Annotated in this window: 13 protein-coding genes; all 13 read right to left on the reverse strand. The window is 39.5% G+C overall.

Going from position 1 to position 18377, the window contains the following annotated elements; genetic code table 11:
- Nucleotides 1-5: 5 nt before the first annotated feature.
- The 13 genes from MHH88_RS21570 to rplL all read right to left on the reverse strand — a co-directional run bounded on the left by MHH88_RS21570 (nucleotide 6) and on the right by rplL (nucleotide 18345).
- Nucleotides 6-1985, reverse strand: coding sequence for an ABC transporter permease (locus MHH88_RS21570; protein ID WP_339260603.1), 1980 nt, complete (start codon nucleotides 1983-1985; stop codon nucleotides 6-8).
- Nucleotides 1975-2736 carry an ABC transporter ATP-binding protein gene (locus MHH88_RS21575; RefSeq protein ID WP_024364373.1) on the reverse strand — a complete coding sequence of 254 codons (762 nt, stop codon included), beginning with the start codon at nucleotides 2734-2736 and terminating at the stop codon, nucleotides 1975-1977. The genes MHH88_RS21570 and MHH88_RS21575 overlap by 11 nt, the downstream gene beginning before the upstream one ends.
- 96 nt (nucleotides 2737-2832) lie before the next feature.
- A complete protein-coding gene (locus MHH88_RS21580) occupies nucleotides 2833-3849 on the reverse strand; it encodes a sensor histidine kinase (protein ID WP_339260605.1) in 1017 nt (338 codons plus the stop codon).
- 6 nt (nucleotides 3850-3855) lie between these two features.
- The gene (locus MHH88_RS21585; RefSeq protein ID WP_339263153.1) at nucleotides 3856-4539 is read right to left on the reverse strand and encodes a response regulator transcription factor; all 684 of its coding nucleotides are present in this window, start codon (nucleotides 4537-4539) and stop codon (nucleotides 3856-3858) included.
- Between the two features lie 100 nt (nucleotides 4540-4639).
- Complete coding sequence (gene tuf / locus MHH88_RS21590; protein WP_024364376.1) at nucleotides 4640-5827, reverse strand: elongation factor Tu; 1188 nt, start codon at nucleotides 5825-5827, stop codon at nucleotides 4640-4642.
- A gap of 135 nt (nucleotides 5828-5962) precedes the next feature.
- Complete coding sequence (fusA, locus tag MHH88_RS21595) at nucleotides 5963-8041, reverse strand: elongation factor G (protein WP_025220845.1); 2079 nt, start codon at nucleotides 8039-8041, stop codon at nucleotides 5963-5965.
- Nucleotides 8042-8083: 42 nt separating this feature from the next.
- Nucleotides 8084-8554 carry a 30S ribosomal protein S7 gene (gene rpsG / locus MHH88_RS21600; RefSeq protein WP_024364378.1) on the reverse strand — a complete coding sequence of 157 codons (471 nt, stop codon included), beginning with the start codon at nucleotides 8552-8554 and terminating at the stop codon, nucleotides 8084-8086.
- A 149-nt stretch (nucleotides 8555-8703) separates the two neighbouring features.
- Nucleotides 8704-9123: a 30S ribosomal protein S12 gene (gene rpsL / locus MHH88_RS21605; RefSeq protein WP_010860613.1), complete on the reverse strand. Its 420-nt coding sequence runs from the start codon at nucleotides 9121-9123 to the stop codon at nucleotides 8704-8706.
- Between the two features lie 98 nt (nucleotides 9124-9221).
- Entirely contained in the window at nucleotides 9222-9470 is a 249-nt protein-coding gene (locus MHH88_RS21610; RefSeq protein ID WP_024364379.1) for a ribosomal L7Ae/L30e/S12e/Gadd45 family protein, read from the reverse strand.
- 135 nt (nucleotides 9471-9605) lie between these two features.
- Complete coding sequence (gene rpoC, locus MHH88_RS21615; RefSeq protein ID WP_069514322.1) at nucleotides 9606-13292, reverse strand: DNA-directed RNA polymerase subunit beta'; 3687 nt, start codon at nucleotides 13290-13292, stop codon at nucleotides 9606-9608.
- 199 nt (nucleotides 13293-13491) lie between these two features.
- Nucleotides 13492-17067, reverse strand: coding sequence for a DNA-directed RNA polymerase subunit beta (gene rpoB, locus MHH88_RS21620; RefSeq protein ID WP_176723245.1), 3576 nt, complete (start codon nucleotides 17065-17067; stop codon nucleotides 13492-13494).
- A gap of 241 nt (nucleotides 17068-17308) precedes the next feature.
- Nucleotides 17309-17911, reverse strand: a complete 603-nt coding sequence (locus MHH88_RS21625; protein WP_069514314.1) for a class I SAM-dependent methyltransferase — start codon at nucleotides 17909-17911, stop codon at nucleotides 17309-17311.
- 74 nt (nucleotides 17912-17985) lie between these two features.
- A complete protein-coding gene (gene rplL / locus MHH88_RS21630; RefSeq protein ID WP_010860618.1) occupies nucleotides 17986-18345 on the reverse strand; it encodes a 50S ribosomal protein L7/L12 in 360 nt (119 codons plus the stop codon).
- Nucleotides 18346-18377: the final 32 nt, after the last annotated feature.

Consider the following 18377-nt stretch of genomic DNA (forward strand, 5'->3'; position numbering starts at 1 on the left):
AATAGTTATAATGATTCTCTTATTACTTTTTTATAATAACCAACCGAAAGGACTGCAAAAATTGCATATAAAGCGACGTAACAGCTCATAGCAATCCATAACGGTGTTGTTAATTCTGAACCAAATAAAAACCATCCTGATTTCACTGCAAAATAACTATGAAGTAGACCAATCAGTAAAGGAACACCAAAATTGAACGCCTGTTTCATAAAGATTCCCTTCATGATATCTCGTTCTGAGAAGCCAATCTTTCTTAAAATTGTATAAGCTCCTCGTTCTTCTTCTGCTTCAGACATTTGTTTAAAGTACAGAATGCTACCAGTCGTCATTAAAAATGCTAAGCCTAAAAATGCTGTCGTAAAAATTATTAACCCAAGTGATTCAATATTTCCTTTACGTTCAGCTTCAAATGACTTGATTTTAAAGTTTTGAGTATTGCCATCATTATCAAAAATAGTAATGGCATCTGCGCCTGATTCTTCATACAATTTTTCAGCTAGTGCAAGGTCTTTCTTTGACTGTAATGTAATCGAAGTTTGTTTATGCCAAGGGAATAGTTTTGCTTGCGTTGACAATTTTTCAAACAATGCATCAGACACTACAAAAATTGGACCTCCGCCACCAGACGTTACTGTTCCACCAATAATACTTTCATCATGAATAGCTTTGACATGCAGTGTTTCTTTAAGTTTACCTGCTGATACGACTAGATTACGATCCTTTTCTAATGGGAACATCTCCGCCATATAGCCACCATAGTTAGTTAAAATAACATCATTACCCGCAATTGTTGTATTTGGGTTTCTACGTTGATAATCAGAAAGTGGAATGGTATAAATCGTGCCTTCCATGTTATAAAATGGACTATCTTTTTGTTCTTTAGCCATTAACTGAGCGATGGTAGCTGTAACCCCTTGTAAACGATATTCAACCTTATCATAAGCGATATTATTTTCCTCTAGTTTCTTTAAAAAATCCTGTCCTTGATCTTCATGTAAAATGTAATCGCCAGGGATTTGGCTATAGGCATCCGCTTCTGAAGAATAATACGAAATATATGATAATGTGGTAATCCCAAGTGATACACCCGTTAAAACCGTAATCAGGGTCAATGATTTAGCATTACTTTTCATGCGATGCATAATGGGTGTTAACGCTAAAACATCATGGACAGTCAAATGTCCATTTTTCTTTAAACGAACAGTATTCATTATAAATGCTACAGAGAAACGGAAAACTAGGAATGTTCCCCCAATTGTTGTAGCCAAAATAATAATCATATTATTAAATAGATTGCCTGCATTATTAATATCAAATAATCTCGTTGATGCATAGTAGCCATATGCAATGAGTACAAGCCCTAAAAAGCCAATAACCATTTGTAATGGGCTAAATCGTTTTACACGCTCATCTGCTTGTTTAGCCGCGCTAAATAAGGATAAAAGCGATACACGGTGAATCATCCACGTCATTTGCAACAAAACGATCACTAATAAGATAGCGAAAACAACAATAGATTGCTGCAATGCTTGAGTACTAAAGGTCATTTTGACAAGCGTCTCTTTTTCAAGGATACGCAATAAAATCATGGCGATTAGGCGGGAGCTAAAGAAACCAACAATTATCCCTACAGCGACAGCTCCTACAAATAATAGAATGCTTTCTAAAGCCAATAAGCGCACAATTAATCCCTTTGTCATTCCTATTAGCTGATATAAGCCAATTTCTTTACTGCGACGTTTCATAAATAGATGGTTCGCATACAACACGAAAAATAAAATAATAAAATACAAAATATAAGTTGCAGCTCCAAATCCTGCTGATGCTGTGCCACTCTTTTGAACGGTATTAAAAACTTCACCATTATGCTGTAATGTCACAAAAGAAAAATAGAGTGTCACACTAAAAATAAGTGCAAAGAAGTATAAATAATAATGTTTCATATTTTTCTTCATACTTCGGAATACAAGCTTACTAAGACTCATAACCGTCACCGCCTAGCACACTTTGCGTATGCATGATTTCTTGGAAAAACGCCTGTCTTGTTTTATCACCTTTGTATAGTTCACTGTAAATCAGCCCATCTTTTAAAAACAAAACACGTGTACAGAAACTCGCTGCCACTGCATCATGCGTTACCATCATAATTGTCGCTTTCTTGGTTTCATTAATACTTTGCAAATTTTTCAACAGAGCTGTTGCTGATTTCGAATCCAGTGCACCTGTAGGTTCATCTGCAAAGACCATTGATGGATTTGTAATTAATGCACGCGCAGCCGATGTACGTTGCTTTTGACCGCCAGATATTTCATTTGGGTATTTATTTAATATATCTCCAATACCGAGTAAATAAGTAAGCTCTTTGACACGACTTTCTGCTACAGCTTTCGGTAACTTACTAATCGCTAATGGCAACAAGATGTTTTCCTTCACTGTCAAAGTGTCCAATAAATTATAATCTTGGAATATGAACCCTAGCTGTTCGCGACGGAAATTAGCTAAAGCTTTTTCTTTCATCCCTCGTAAGCTTTGACCATTAATTTCAATGACACCTTCCGTTGCAAAATCAATCGAACACAACACATTTAATAATGTCGTCTTCCCTGAGCCTGACGGACCCATAATGCCAACAAACTCTCCTTCATTCACTTCTAAATCTATACCCTTCAACACCTCTTGTGCCGTCGATTTTTTACCATATACTTTTTTTACTTTACGTCCAATTAAAACTGCCACAGGTTAACGCCCCTTTCTATACTACAAGTGTACCCTGTCTACACGTTCAATTCGTGCGTTTTACATGACAATATAAAAAGGTAGGTGACAATTTCGTCATCTACCTGTTAGTTTGGCATATTCATTTTGTAATGGGAATCGTAGCGTAAAGATTGACCCTTCCCCTACTACTGATTGTACACTAATACGAACGCCAATTTTTTGAGCAATGTTATGTGCTAAATACAAGCCCATACCCGTAGACTGTGCAGATTCTCTGCCTGCCGTTCCTGTATACGATTTTTGGAAAATCCGTGGCATATCATCTGGTCTAATCCCAATGCCATTATCCTTAATATGTAACAATGTTGCACCAGATGATTCAACTTCAGTAAAAATAAAGATTTCTGTATTGATAGGGCTATATTTAATAGCATTTGATAGAATTTGCCTTACAATGAACGCTATCCATTTACTATCGGTTAAAACCACTTCTGTTAATTCACCGACATCAAAGCCGATATCCTTTTCTAAGCACCATGCTTGCATCGCGCGGATTTCTTTGTAAACAACCGCCCGCAGTTCTATTTCACTTAAAAAATTATCCTTTTCAATCGTTGCAAGACGTGTTTGGTGTAATTGCTGATCGACAAGCAAATGCAACCTTAACCATTCGGTCTCTAGTTTCCTCCGCAAAGTCGAGTCCTCAATACGATCTAACATTAAATTTATAGTTGTTAAAGGAGCCTTCACTTCATGTACCCATGCTAGCAGCTCATCTGAATACTCCTGTAGCTGCACCTTCGCATGATTCAGCTCTGCATCCTTATCATAGAAGACGTCTTCAATTTTTCGGTAGTATGCCTCCTGAAAAGGTGATAGAGCTAAACTTCTAGCATGAGCATCATCCAGCCGGCTATCTACATTTACCAGGAAATCTTTCAATTGACCAATTTCCTTTGTATAGCGCCATAATAAAAAAATAAAAAACGCCACAACCATAATCATATTGACATACCAAATAGAGATGCCAACTAAACCAACGTCCAAAGAAAATAATAGGTTAAGCACGACAAGAAGAAAAACAAAAAAGCCAATCCATGCTAGCCGTTCTCTTATAAATAAAAATAGCATTCTCACTCACGTCACCTGCGTCACTGCTATATAGCCGAGCCCCTTTTTTGTCACAATAACATCCTGTAAGCCGATATCCTCTAGCTTAGCACGTAATCGATTAACATTAACTGACAATGTATTATCATTCACAAAGCGCTCATCATCCCATAGTTTTCTCATTAAGTCCTCTCTAGAAACGATATGATTAGCCTTTTCCAATAAAACTCGTAAAATAAACAGTTCATTTTTAGTTAAGGAAACAAGCTGCCCATTAAACATAATCTCACTACGCGCGTAATCCAAAACAGCCCCATTGAAACGCGTCACATCCATTGTTTCTTCAACATAGTCATAAGTACGGCGTAAAATAGCTTGAACCTTTGCAAGTAACACCTCCATATGGAAGGGTTTTTGTATAAAATCATCGGCACCCATCTGCATCGCCATTACCATATCCATTGGATGATCTCGTGAAGATAGAAAGAGAATCGGCACCTTTGAAATATGTCGTATTTCACGGCACCAATGAAAGCCATCATATGCCGGTAGTTGAATATCTATTAAAACTAGCTGTGGCTTCTCTTCGATAAAATCATCCATCACCTTTTGAAAATCAGTTGGACCTACAACACGTAATGACCATTGCATAAAGCGCTCTTCGATCATTGCAAAAATTGATGGATCATCTTCTATCAATAAAACCTTCATTTCCATACGCTGACGCTCCTTTCACTTATATATTTTAACATAAAAAACCAATCTGTAAGCGTCCCTACAGATTGGTTTTGAAATTAGCCTAAGCTAAATATTATTTTTGGATAGAAGCAACTACGCCAGCGCCTACAGTACGGCCACCCTCACGGATAGAGAATTTAGTACCTTCTTCAAGAGCGATTGGAGCGATAAGTTCTACTGTCATTTCGATGTTATCGCCAGGCATTACCATTTCAACGCCTTCTGGTAAGTTACAGATACCTGTTACGTCAGTTGTACGGAAGTAGAACTGAGGACGGTAGTTAGAGAAGAATGGAGTATGACGGCCACCCTCTTCTTTTGATAAAACGTAAACTTCAGCTTTGAAGTTTGTGTGTGGAGTGATTGAGCCTGGTTTAGCTAATACTTGACCACGTTGGATTTCTTCACGAGCTACACCACGAAGTAAAGCACCGATGTTGTCACCAGCTTCAGCGTAGTCTAATAATTTACGGAACATTTCAACGCCAGTTACAGTTGTAGATTTAGCTTCTTCAGCGATACCTACGATTTCAACTACGTCACCAACTTTAACTTGACCACGTTCAACACGGCCAGTTGCAACTGTACCACGACCAGTGATAGAGAATACGTCCTCTACTGGCATCATGAATGGTTTGTCAGTTTGACGTTCTGGAGTTGGGATGTAAGAATCTACAGCGTCCATTAATTCAACGATTTTTTCTTCCCATTCTGGTTCACCTTCAAGAGCTTTAAGAGCAGAACCTTTGATTACTGGGATGTCGTCGCCTGGGAAGTCATATTCAGAAAGTAGGTCACGGATTTCCATTTCTACTAATTCTAATAATTCTTCGTCGTCTACCATATCACATTTGTTCATGAATACTACTAAGTATGGAACACCTACTTGACGAGATAAAAGGATGTGTTCACGAGTTTGTGGCATTGGGCCATCAGCAGCAGATACTACTAAGATACCGCCGTCCATTTGTGCAGCACCAGTGATCATGTTTTTAACATAGTCAGCGTGTCCTGGGCAGTCAACGTGTGCATAGTGACGAGATTCTGTTTCGTATTCTACGTGAGAAGTATTGATTGTGATACCACGTTCTTTTTCTTCTGGTGCGTTATCGATATCAGCGTATGATTTAGCTGTACCACCCATTTTTTTAGAAAGAACTGTAGCGATTGCAGCAGTTAAAGTTGTTTTACCATGGTCAACGTGTCCGATTGTACCAATGTTAGCATGCGTTTTTGAACGGTCAAATTTTTCTTTAGCCATTAGAGATTGCCTCCTCGAAATTGTATGTTTTATTTGAAAATTTATAGAATGAATGCTGATAGAGAACGGGCCCATCCTCTATCCTGCAATCATAGCTTACAAATTAGTTATACTTTATGCAAGATGAAAATTCAATTATTCACCTTTATTTTTTTTGATGATGTCAGCAGCAATTGATTTTGGTACTTCTTCATAATGATCAAATGTCATTGAGAATACACCGCGACCTTGAGTTGCTGAACGAAGAGTTGTTGCGTAACCAAACATTTCCGAAAGTGGAACCATTGCACGAACAACTTGAGAGTTACCGCGAGCGTCCATACCCTCAACGCGTCCGCGACGAGAAGTGATGTTACCCATGATATCACCAAGGTACTCTTCTGGAATTACAACTTCTACTTTCATCATTGGTTCTAAAATTACAGCATCACATTGTTTAGCTGCTTCTTTAAGAGCCATAGAAGCTGCGATTTTAAACGCCATCTCATTCGAGTCAACGTCATGGTAAGAACCGAATACTAATTTCGCTTTGATGTCGATTAGTGGGTAACCAGCTACTACACCGCGGTCAAGAGAGTCACGAAGACCTGCTTCAACTGCAGGGATGTATTCACGAGGAACTACACCACCAACGATAGCGTTTTCGAATTCGAAGCCTTTACCTTCTTCATTTGGAGAGAACTCAATCGTTACGTCACCATATTGTCCACGACCACCAGATTGGCGAGTGAATTTACCTTGAACTTTTGCAGAGCTACGGAATGTTTCACGGTAAGATACCATTGGAGCACCTACGTTAGCTTCTACTTTAAATTCACGGCGCATACGGTCAACTAAGATATCAAGGTGAAGCTCACCCATACCTGAGATGATTGTTTGGCCAGTTTCTGTGTCAGTGTGAGCACGGAAAGTTGGATCCTCTTCTTGAAGTTTTTGTAAAGCTTGACCCATTTTGTCTTGGTCAGCTTTTGATTTTGGTTCTACAGAAAGAGAAATTACTGGTTCAGGGAATTCCATTGATTCAAGAATAACTAGGTTTTTCTCGTCACATAGAGTGTCACCAGTAGTAGTATCTTTAAGACCTACTGCTGCTGCGATGTCCCCAGCGAACACTTTAGAAATCTCTTCACGAGAGTTAGCGTGCATTTGTAGGATACGACCTACACGTTCACGTTTACCTTTAGAAGAGTTTTGTACGTATGAACCTGCATCTAATGTTCCAGAGTACACACGGAAGAAAGTTAATTTACCTACGAATGGGTCAGTCATAACTTTGAATGCAAGAGCTGAGAATGGCTCTTCATCAGAAGATTTACGTTCTAACTCTTCGTCACCATCAACTGAAGTACCTTTGATTGCTGGTACATCAACTGGAGATGGTAAGTAATCGATAACTGCATTTAACATTGGGCGTACGCCTTTATGTTTGAATGCTGTACCACAGATTACTGGGTAGAATTCTACTGCGATTGTAGCACGACGGATAGCCGCTTTAAGCTCAGCAACAGTGATTTCTTCGCCTTCTAAATATTTTTCCATGATTTCTTCATCAACACTTGCAACAGCGTCGATTAATTTTTCACGGTATTCTTCAGCGATTTCGCGGTGCTCTTCAGGAATTTCACCTTCAGTTACTGCAGTACCTTTTTCATCGCCGTAGAAAGTTGCTTTCATTTCAACTAAGTCAATGATAGCAGAGAACTGATCTTCAGCTCCGATAGGTAATTGGATTGGGTGAGCGTTTGCTTGTAAACGTTCGTGTAGAGTACCTACTGAATACAAGAAGTCTGCACCTGTTTTATCCATTTTGTTAATGAATACGATACGTGGAACACCGTAAGTTGTAGCTTGACGCCATACAGTTTCTGTTTGAGGCTCAACACCAGATTGAGCATCTAGCACTGTTACAGCACCATCAAGTACGCGTAAAGAACGCTCTACTTCTACAGTGAAGTCTACGTGTCCAGGAGTATCGATGATGTTTACACGGTGGCCTGCCCATTGAGCTGTTGTTGCAGCAGAAGTGATTGTAATACCACGTTCTTGCTCTTGCTCCATCCAGTCCATTTGAGAAGCGCCTTCATGAGTTTCACCGATTTTGTGAATCTTACCTGTGTAATAAAGGATACGCTCAGTTGTTGTTGTTTTACCAGCATCAATGTGAGCCATGATCCCAATATTACGAGTATTCTCTAGAGAGAATTCGCGTTTCATTAGGTATTTCTCCTTCCATATTGGGCTTATGCTATGTTTAGATTACCAACGGTAGTGAGCGAATGCTTTGTTCGCTTCTGCCATTTTGTGCATATCTTCACGTTTCTTAACTGATGCACCAGTGTTGTTAGAAGCATCTAGAATTTCGTTAGCTAAACGCTCTTCCATAGTTTTTTCACCACGAAGACGAGAATAGTTAACTAGGTAACGAAGACCTAAAGTTGTACGACGTTCTGGACGTACTTCAACTGGCACTTGGTAGTTAGAACCACCAACACGGCGAGCGCGTACTTCAAGAACTGGCATTACGTTGTTTAGAGCAGCTTCGAATACTTCAATTGGATTTTCACCAGAACGTTCTTTAACTAGTTCGAACGCACCGTATAAAATCTTTTGAGAAGTACCTCTTTTACCATCAACCATCATTTTATTGATTAAACGAGTTACTAGTTTTGAATTATAAATTGGATCTGGTAACACGTCACGTTTGGAAACAGGACCTTTACGAGGCATGTGTTTTCCTCCTTTCGAATAATTATCGATTTTTTTTATAAACTTCGCCTAAAATGTCGTTATCACTACATTTCCACATCAGCTAGCATGATTGAAAATCGGTGATACCAACATCAGGCTCGTTATTCATTAACACTTAGCGTGTTAAATTATTTTTTTTCTTTAGGGCGTTTTGTTCCGTATTTAGAACGTGATTGTAAACGACCGTTTACACCAGCTGTATCAAGAGCACCACGTACGATATGGTAACGAACACCCGCTAAGTCTTTTACGCGTCCGCCACGGATAAGAACAACACTGTGCTCTTGTAAGTTGTGGCCTTCACCTGGGATATAAGCTGTAACCTCAATTTGGTTAGTTAAACGCACACGAGCGTATTTACGTAACGCTGAGTTTGGTTTACGAGGTGTCATTGTACCTACACGAGTACAAACACCACGTTTTTGAGGAGACTTAACATCAGTTAAAGATTTTTTAAATGAGTTATATCCTTTGTTTAACGCTGGTGATTTTGATTTCGTGATTTTAGATTGACGAGGCTTACGTACTAATTGGTTAATTGTAGGCATCGGTTTTTCCTCCCTTCATTCATTCACTATTAATACCACACATCCAGGTGGTTCATTTTTTGGGTAAAAACAAAGTCTTTGTGTTTTATACACAAAAACTAATCTACAGCAATAGCAACTACCGCAGCTCCAACATGGATTCCACAGGCTTTGCCCAGTTCCTTTTTGGACTCGACAAGAATAACTGGTATACCGATTTCTCTCGCGAAAGATATGGCCGAATCGGTTACCCAATTGTCTGCATCAAGTGCCACAAAAAGCTCTTTCACTAAACCAGCTTGCATTGCTTTTACTGCTTGCTTTGTACCAATGATTGTTTGACTAGCCCTTACTTTATCATAAGACATTTTCATATCCTCCGAAGTACAGACAGTTAACTATCAACCTTCAATATATTATCATTATCAATTTCTACTGTCAACTAATATCTTTAAAAAGTCCGAAGAGATGCGCTTTGTCATCTCTTCGGAGCTTTCTTTTAGTTATTCAGCAGAAACTAGATCTTCTGCGTCAAGCTCATCTTTTTCAATGCGGATTTGACGGTAACGTTGCATACCAGTACCTGCAGGAACAAGTTTACCGATAATTACGTTCTCTTTTAATCCTAGAAGTTCATCACGTTTACCTTTAATTGCAGCATCCGTTAACACACGAGTTGTTTCTTGGAATGATGCAGCAGATAAGAATGATTCTGTTTCTAATGAAGCTTTTGTAATACCTAGAATTACAGGGCGACATGTTGCAGGATTTTTGCCGTTTAGCACAGCATCTGCATTTGCCTCTGAGAATTGGTGGATATCTAATAATGAGCCTGGTAATAATTCTGTATCACCAGCTTCAATTACGCGCACTTTACGAAGCATTTGGCGTACCATTACTTCGATGTGTTTGTCTCCAATTTCTACCCCTTGCATACGGTAAACTTTTTGTACTTCTTTTAGTAAATATTCTTGAACTGTTGAAACGTCTTTTACTTTTAATAATTGTTTTGGATCGATAGAACCCTCTGTTAATACTTGACCACGTTCGATTGCGTCACCTTCGATGACTTTTAGACGTGCATTATAAGGCGCTTGGTATTTACGAGTTTCTACATCACCTTGAACGGTAATTTCTTTTAGACCTTCACGGATTTCAGTGATATCTGACACCGTACCAGCAATCTCTGAAATAACAGATTGACCTTTTGGATTACGTGCTTCGAAAATCTCTTGGATACGTGGAAGACCTTGTGTAATATCGTCTCCAGCTACCCCACCTGTATGGAATGTACGCATTGTTAACTGAGTACCTGGTTCACCGATTGATTGAGCCGCAATAATACCAACTGCTTCCCCAACTTCTACTTTTTCACCAGTTGCTAAGTTCATGCCGTAACATTTTTTACATACACCATGTTTTGTATTACATGTAAATGCAGAACGGATTGTTACTTCTTCGATACCAGCTTCCGTAATAATACGAGCGATATCTTGGTCGATTAAGCCGTCTTTTTCTAAAATAACATCGCCTGTTTCTGGATGGAAAATCGTTTTCTTCGTATGACGACCAACAATACGTTCGTCTAACGCTTCGATTAGTTCTGTACCTTCCATTAACGCTCCGATTGTTAAGCCACGGTCTGTTCCACAGTCATCTTCACGCACAATGACATCTTGTGCAACGTCTACAAGACGACGTGTTAAGTAACCTGAATCGGCAGTTTTTAGGGCTGTATCGGCAAGACCTTTACGCGCACCATGTGTTGAGATGAAGTATTCCAATACTGTTAAACCTTCACGGAATGAAGACTTGATTGGAAGTTCGATAATACGACCAGCCGGGTTGGCCATCAGACCACGCATACCCGCTAACTGTGTAAAGTTAGATGCGTTACCACGGGCACCTGAGTCAGACATCATGAAGATTGGGTTTGTTTTCTCAAGCGACTTCATCAGTTTTGATTGAATTTCATCTTTCGCTGCACTCCAGCTAGAGATAACACGGTCATAACGCTCTTCTTCTGTGATGAAACCACGGCGGAATTGCGCTTGAACTTTATCTACTTTCTCTTGTGCTTCAGCTAAGATCTCACCTTTATCTGGTAATACCACGATGTCAGATACACCAACAGTGATACCAGCGCGAGTTGAATATTTGAAACCTAAGTTTTTCATACGGTCAAGCATTTTAGATGTTTCAGTAATGTGGAAACGTTTAAACACTTCTGCAATGATATTTCCTAAGAATTTCTTGCGGAATGGGTTTACAACAGGTACAGATGCAAAGTATTTGCGAAGTACCGCTGAACGTTGTGCGTCAACTTTACCTTTTTCATCTAATTGATTGTAAGCAGCATCTGCTTCAAGCTCTGCTAGAGTTTCTTCGTCAATTGTTAAGTTTACGAAGTATTTATCTGGTGTTACTTGCTCTAAGTTGAAATCAGTCGGTTCATTAATGAACGGGAATGATTCAGGCAAGATTTCGTTAAAGATTACTTTACCAACCGTTGTTAGTAAGAACATATTATTTTGTTCTTCTGTAAACGTTGGATTGTGCAGTGAACTTGCTTTGATCGCGATACGAGTATGCAAGTGAACATGGCCAGTATCATATGCGATTAGCACTTCGTTTGGTCCATAGAAAATTGAACCTTCACCACGAGCATTTTCGCGCTCAAGTGTTAAATAATAGTTACCTAATACCATGTCTTGAGATGGTGTAACAACTGGTTTACCATCTTTCGGGTTTAGGATGTTTTGTGCAGCAAGCATTAGAAGGCGAGCTTCAGCTTGTGCCTCTGCTGATAATGGTACGTGAACCGCCATTTGGTCACCATCGAAGTCAGCGTTGTAAGCTGTACATACTAACGGGTGAAGACGAATTGCACGACCTTCAACTAGTGTTGGTTCAAATGCTTGGATACCAAGACGGTGAAGTGTCGGTGCACGGTTTAATAGTACCGGATGCTCACGGATAACATCTTCTAAAACGTCCCATACGTCGTTATTTAAACGTTCGATTTTACGTTTAGCAGATTTAATATTATGTGCAAGACCACGTTCTACTAATTCTTTCATAACGAAAGGTTTAAATAGCTCAATCGCCATTTCCTTCGGTAGACCACATTGGTACATTTTTAAGTTTGGACCTACTACGATAACGGAACGACCAGAGTAGTCAACACGTTTACCAAGTAAGTTTTGACGGAAACGACCTTGTTTCCCTTTCAGCATATGCGAAAGTGATTTTAACGGACGGTTACCTGGTCCAGTTACAGGACGACCACGACGACCGTTATCGATTAATGCATCAACTGCTTCTTGTAACATACGTTTTTCGTTTTGCACGATAATGCTTGGTGCACCAAGATCTAATAAACGTTTTAAACGGTTATTACGGTTAATTACACGACGATATAAATCGTTTAAGTCAGAAGTTGCAAAACGACCACCATCTAGTTGAACCATTGGACGAAGCTCCGGTGGAATAACAGGCAGTACATCTAAAATCATCCACTCTGGAGAGTTACCTGAGTTACGGAATGACTCTACCACTTCAAGACGTTTAATCGCACGTGTACGGCGTTGACCTTGTGCAGATTTTAACTCTTCTTTTAAAGAATGCGTTTCATCTTCAAGATCGATTTTACCAAGAAGCTTTTTAATTGCTTCTGCACCCATTGCAGCTTCGAATGTGTTACCGAATTTTTCACGGTATGCACGATACTCTTTTTCAGAAAGTAATTGTTTACTTTCTAAGTTTGTAGCACCTGGTTCGATAACAACGTAAGATGCGAAGTAAATTACTTCTTCTAAAGCACGTGGAGACATATCTAAGATAAGACCCATACGGCTTGGAATACCTTTGAAGTACCAAATATGAGAAACTGGGGCTGCTAATTCGATATGACCCATACGTTCACGTCGAACTTTTGCACGTGTTACTTCAACACCACAACGGTCACAAACTACGCCTTTATAACGAACGCGTTTGTATTTACCACAGTGACATTCCCAGTCTTTCGTAGGACCGAAAATACGTTCACAGAATAAACCATCTTTTTCTGGTTTTAATGTACGATAGTTAATTGTTTCTGGTTTTTTTACTTCACCATATGACCAAGAACGAATCTTGTCAGGGGAAGCTAAACCAATTTTCATATATTCAAATTCATTAACGTCTATCAAGGAGCCTACCTCCCTCTAGTTATAGGTCTTTATAAAGACTCTTTTACGCAGCTCGACAATCGTTTGCCAAAATACTTTTGACAAAAGATTAAAAATAGATTGTTTTCATTCGTAAAGAAAGTCGGGCAGGGCGTTAAATCCTGCCCGACTAATTTGAAAAATAAGTTTGACCATATTCACACGAATGTGAACTTATCCATTATTCAAAAGACTCTACTGGCTCTTCTTCTGTTTCTGGCTGTGGCGCAATGTTAAGTGCGTCAGCAGGTTGAAGATCTTCTTCTTCGTCTAGATCGCGAAGCTCTACTTCTTCATCATTGATTGTTAACATCTTAACATCCATACCAAGAGACTGAAGTTCTTTAATCAATACTTTAAATGATTCTGGAACGCCTGGCTCTGGAACGCTTTCACCTTTAACGATAGCTTCGTATGTTTTCACACGACCAACAACGTCATCAGATTTAACAGTTAAAATTTCTTGAAGTGTGTATGCAGCACCATATGCTTCAAGTGCCCATACCTCCATCTCACCAAAGCGTTGTCCACCGAACTGCGCTTTACCACCAAGTGGTTGTTGTGTAACAAGTGAGTAAGGACCAGTTGAACGTGCGTGAAGTTTATCATCAACCATGTGTGCAAGTTTGATCATGTACATAATCCCTACAGATACACGGTTATCGAATGGTTCACCTGAACGTCCATCATACAGGATTGTTTTACCGTCACGGTTCATCCCTGCTTCTTCCATTGTTTCCCACACATCTTCTTCGTTGGCACCATCAAATACTGGCGTTGCCATATGAACACCCAAGTAACGAGAAGCCATACCTAAGTGTAGTTCTAAAACTTGTCCGATATTCATACGAGAAGGTACGCCTAGCGGGTTTAACATGATATCGACAGGAGTTCCATCTGGCATAAATGGCATATCCTCTTCCGGTAAGATACGAGAGATAACCCCTTTGTTACCATGACGTCCGGCCATTTTGTCCCCAACGCGGATTTTACGTTTTTGAACAATGTAAGCACGAACTAATTGGTTAACACCTGGTGGTAACTCGTCGCCGTCTTCACGGTTAAATACTTTCACGTCAAGGATGATACCGCCCGCACCATGTGGTACGCGTAATGAAGTATCACGAACTTCACGTGCCTTTTCACCAAAGATTGCGTGTAATAAGCGCTCTTCAGCCGTTAACTCAGTAACCCCTTTAGGCGTTACTTTACCTACAAGAATATCACCATCGCGTACTTCCGCACCGATACGGATAATACCACGTTCGTCTAAGTTACGAAGTGCATCTTCCCCAACGTTTGGAATGTCACGTGTAATTTCTTCAGGTCCTAATTTTGTATCACGAGATTCTGATTCATATTCTTCAATATGAACTGAAGTATATACATCGTCTTTTACAAGGCGTTCACTCATGATAACAGCATCCTCATAGTTGAACCCGTTCCAAGTCATGAATGCAACAAGTACGTTACGACCTAATGCAAGTTCACCTTTTTCCATTGATGGACCGTCTGCTAAGATATCACGAGGTTTCACACGTTCGCCAACTTTTACAAGTGGACGTTGGTTGTATGAAGTACCTTGGTTTGAACGAATGAATTTTTGTAATTTATATTTTGTTAAATCGCCTTTAACTTCTTTACCGTCGATTGTTTCAATGCGGCGTACGTGGATTGAACGAGCTTCTACATGCTCAACAATACCATCGTATTTTGCTACTACAGCCGCACCTGAGTCACGCGCATCTACGTGTTCCATACCAGTTCCGACGAACGGAGCTTCTGGATTTAAAAGAGGAACCGCTTGACGTTGCATGTTGGCACCCATAAGCGCACGGTTAGAGTCATCGTTTTCTAAGAATGGAATACATGCAGTCGCTGCAGAAACTACTTGTTTAGGCGATACGTCCATATAGTCCATTTGTGACTTGTTGAAAACAGTATTATCCCCACGGAAACGACCTACAACTTCATCGTTTACGAATGTACCATCAGGATTTAATAGTGAGTTCGCTTGCGCTACGTAGTAGTTATCTTCTTCGTCAGCTGTTAAGTAATCAATTTGATCTGTTACTTGGCCAGTTTCGTGGTCAATACGACGATATGGCGTTTCGATGAAACCAAATTTATTTACTTTAGCGAAAGAAGATAATGAGTTAATTAAACCAATGTTTGGACCCTCAGGTGTCTCAATCGGACACATACGACCATAGTGAGAATAGTGAACGTCACGCACTTCGAAACCAGCGCGTTCACGTGTTAAACCACCAGGTCCTAATGCAGATAGACGACGTTTGTGCGTTAACTCTGCCAGTGGGTTTGTTTGGTCCATGAATTGAGATAATTGAGAGCTACCAAAGAATTCTTTAATAGATGCAATTACTGGACGAATATTGATTAATTGTTGCGGTACGATAGCGGCTGTATCATTGATAGACATACGCTCGCGCACTACACGTTCCATACGAGATAAACCGATACGGAATTGATTTTGTAATAATTCACCAACAGAGCGTAGACGACGGTTACCTAAATGGTCAATATCATCTGTTGCCCCTACTTGGTAAAGTAAGTTGAAGAAATAACTTACTGAAGATAGCACGTCAGCAGGTGTAATGTTCTTCACTTCTTCGTCAATGTAGGCATTGCCAATTACATTGATTTCTTTTTGAGCTTCATCTTTTGGAGCATAAATTTTAATAGATTGGATTGTTACGTCATCTTCAAGTACTCCGCCAACTTGTGATAAAGTGCGGTAGCCAATGCCTTTAGAAGAATCCTCTAGGTAAGGTAAAATCTTATCTAAAGTACGACGATCTAGCACAGTGCCCTTCTCTACTAAAATTTCGCCTGTTTCTGGATCAACAAGCGTTTCAGCAATCGTTTGGTTGAATAAACGATTTTTGATGTGAAGCTTTTTGTTCATTTTGTAACGACCAACATTCGCTAAATCATAGCGTTTAGCATCGAAGAAACGAGAGTATAATAAACTTTTCGCACTTTCTACTGTTGGTGGCTCACCTGGACGTAAACGCTCGTAGATTTCTAAAAGTGCTTTTTCTGTACTTTCAGAGTTATCTTTTTCTAGCGTATTACGTAAATACTCGTTATCACCGATAATATCGATAATTTCTTGATCTGAACCGAAGCCTAGTGCGCGAAGTAACACTGTTACTGGTAGCTTACGAGTACGATCAATACGTACATATACTACATCTTTCGCGTCAGTTTCATATTCTAACCAAGCACCACGGTTTGGAATTACTGTTGCACCGAAGCCTTTTTTACCGTTTTTATCAGTTTTATCATGGAAATACACACTTGGTGATCGAACTAATTGCGAAACAATAACACGTTCAGCACCATTGATAATGAACGTACCTGTTTCTGTCATTAATGGGAAGTCACCCATAAATACATCTTGCTCTTTCACTTCGTCTGTTTCTTTGTTGTAAAGACGTACTTTCACACGTAATGGAGCTGCGTAAGTAACATCTCGCTCTTTACACTCATCGACATCGTACTTAGGATCACCTAATGAATAATCGATGAATTCTAATGAAAGATTACCTGTAAAGTCCTCGATCGGCGAAATGTCACGGAACATTTCACGTAAACCTTCTTCAAGGAACCACTCGTAAGACGCCGTTTGAATCTCAATCAGATTTGGAAGCTCAAGCACCTCTTTAATACGCGCAAAGCTTCTACGCTGGCGGTGTTGTCCGTACTGAACTAGTTGACCTGTCAACTCATTCACCCCTCAATAAAGCGATATTAGGTCTTTGCAAAATCATCCAAATAGTGTATGATTTCGAAAGACAAAAAGAAAACGAGTCTTCAAAAGATCTCATTTTCGGTTAACTAAACTTATCTTGGCAAGTATACCCATATTAAATCATTCATATACCAAAAGGGCACACGACCTCAAAATAATATTTTTGCATTGTATCATATTATCATAGCCGTTTTGTCAAGTCAATATTTTATACATATTTCATTTATTTTTTTGCACGCACTATCCAGTAGCCTTTTTTCTTTTCCACAATATCGACTTCAGAAAATTTTTCCTCTAAATAGCTAACCGTTGATGGTGCACCTTGCTTCTTCTGAATCACTACCCATAGCTCTCCAGAAGTCACTAACTTATCATACGCACCGTCGTAAAAGCGGAAAACCGTTTCCTTTCCTGCGCGAATTGGAGGATTGGTTAAAATAGCTGCAGCTTTCGCCTCATCATCAACATTCGATAGTCCGTCACTTACAAATATTCGTACATTTTGAACACCGTTTACTTGCGCATTTTTTTGTGAAAGCGCAACTGCCCGCTCATTAATATCCATCATGAATACTATTCGCTCAGGATTTGTTTTGGCAATAGACAACCCGATTGGTCCATACCCACAACCTACATCGAAAATAGCACCATCCACATCTGGCATTTGAAACGCATCTATTAATACACGGGATCCAAAATCTACTTCGCTTTTACTAAATACACCTGCATCCGTTTCAAAGGAAAACGTATGCCCAAGTAACTTGAACGTCCAGTGACGAGGTTTACTTTCAGTTTGAGGCTTACTTGTATAATAGTGATCTGACATTTTTACGCCTCCTCAGAATGAAGAAAAAGCTCGCCATAATGACGAGCTTCCTTTTGTATAAAAGTAATACGAGATTACTTAACTTCTACAGATGCGCCAACTTCTTCAAGTTTAGCTTTGATTTGTTCAGCTTCATCTTTAGAAACGCCTTCTTTAAGAGCTTTAGGAGCGTTATCTACAACTTCTTTAGCTTCTTTAAGACCTAAACCAGTGATTTCGCGAACCACTTTGATTACTTTAATTTTTTCAGCACCAGCAGATGCTAATACTACGTCGAATTCTGTTTTTTCTTCAGCTGCAGCAGCACCGCCAGCAACTACTGCTACTGGAGCAGCAGCTGTTACACCGAATTCTTCTTCGATAGCTTTTACTAAATCGTTTAATTCAAGAACTGTCATAGCTTTGATAGCTTCTAAGATTTGCTCTTTGTTCATTATAATTTCCTCCTAATTGGATATGTTTTAGT

The organism is Lysinibacillus sp. FSL K6-3209 (assembly GCF_037976175.1).
GTDB classification, from domain to species: domain Bacteria; phylum Bacillota; class Bacilli; order Bacillales_A; family Planococcaceae; genus Lysinibacillus; species Lysinibacillus sphaericus_D.

Excerpts from the sequence above, each read along its gene's own strand:
- MHH88_RS21580 (WP_339260605.1), bottom strand. The coding sequence starts at position 3,849 with ATGCTATTTTTATTTATAAGAGAACGGCTAGCATGGATTGGCTTTTTT.
- rplL (WP_010860618.1), bottom strand. The coding sequence starts at position 18,345 with ATGAACAAAGAGCAAATCTTAGAAGCTATCAAAGCTATGACAGTTCTT.
- fusA (WP_025220845.1), bottom strand. The coding sequence starts at position 8,041 with ATGAAACGCGAATTCTCTCTAGAGAATACTCGTAATATTGGGATCATG.
- MHH88_RS21625 (WP_069514314.1), bottom strand. The coding sequence starts at position 17,911 with ATGTCAGATCACTATTATACAAGTAAGCCTCAAACTGAAAGTAAACCT.
- MHH88_RS21610 (WP_024364379.1), bottom strand. The coding sequence starts at position 9,470 with ATGTCTTATGATAAAGTAAGGGCTAGTCAAACAATCATTGGTACAAAG.
- MHH88_RS21570 (WP_339260603.1), bottom strand. The coding sequence starts at position 1,985 with ATGAGTCTTAGTAAGCTTGTATTCCGAAGTATGAAGAAAAATATGAAA.
- rpsG (WP_024364378.1), bottom strand. The coding sequence starts at position 8,554 with ATGCCTCGTAAAGGTCCTGTTTCCAAACGTGACGTGTTACCAGATCCA.
- tuf (WP_024364376.1), bottom strand. The coding sequence starts at position 5,827 with ATGGCTAAAGAAAAATTTGACCGTTCAAAAACGCATGCTAACATTGGT.
- rpsL (WP_010860613.1), bottom strand. The coding sequence starts at position 9,123 with ATGCCTACAATTAACCAATTAGTACGTAAGCCTCGTCAATCTAAAATC.
- MHH88_RS21585 (WP_339263153.1), bottom strand. The coding sequence starts at position 4,539 with ATGAAGGTTTTATTGATAGAAGATGATCCATCAATTTTTGCAATGATC.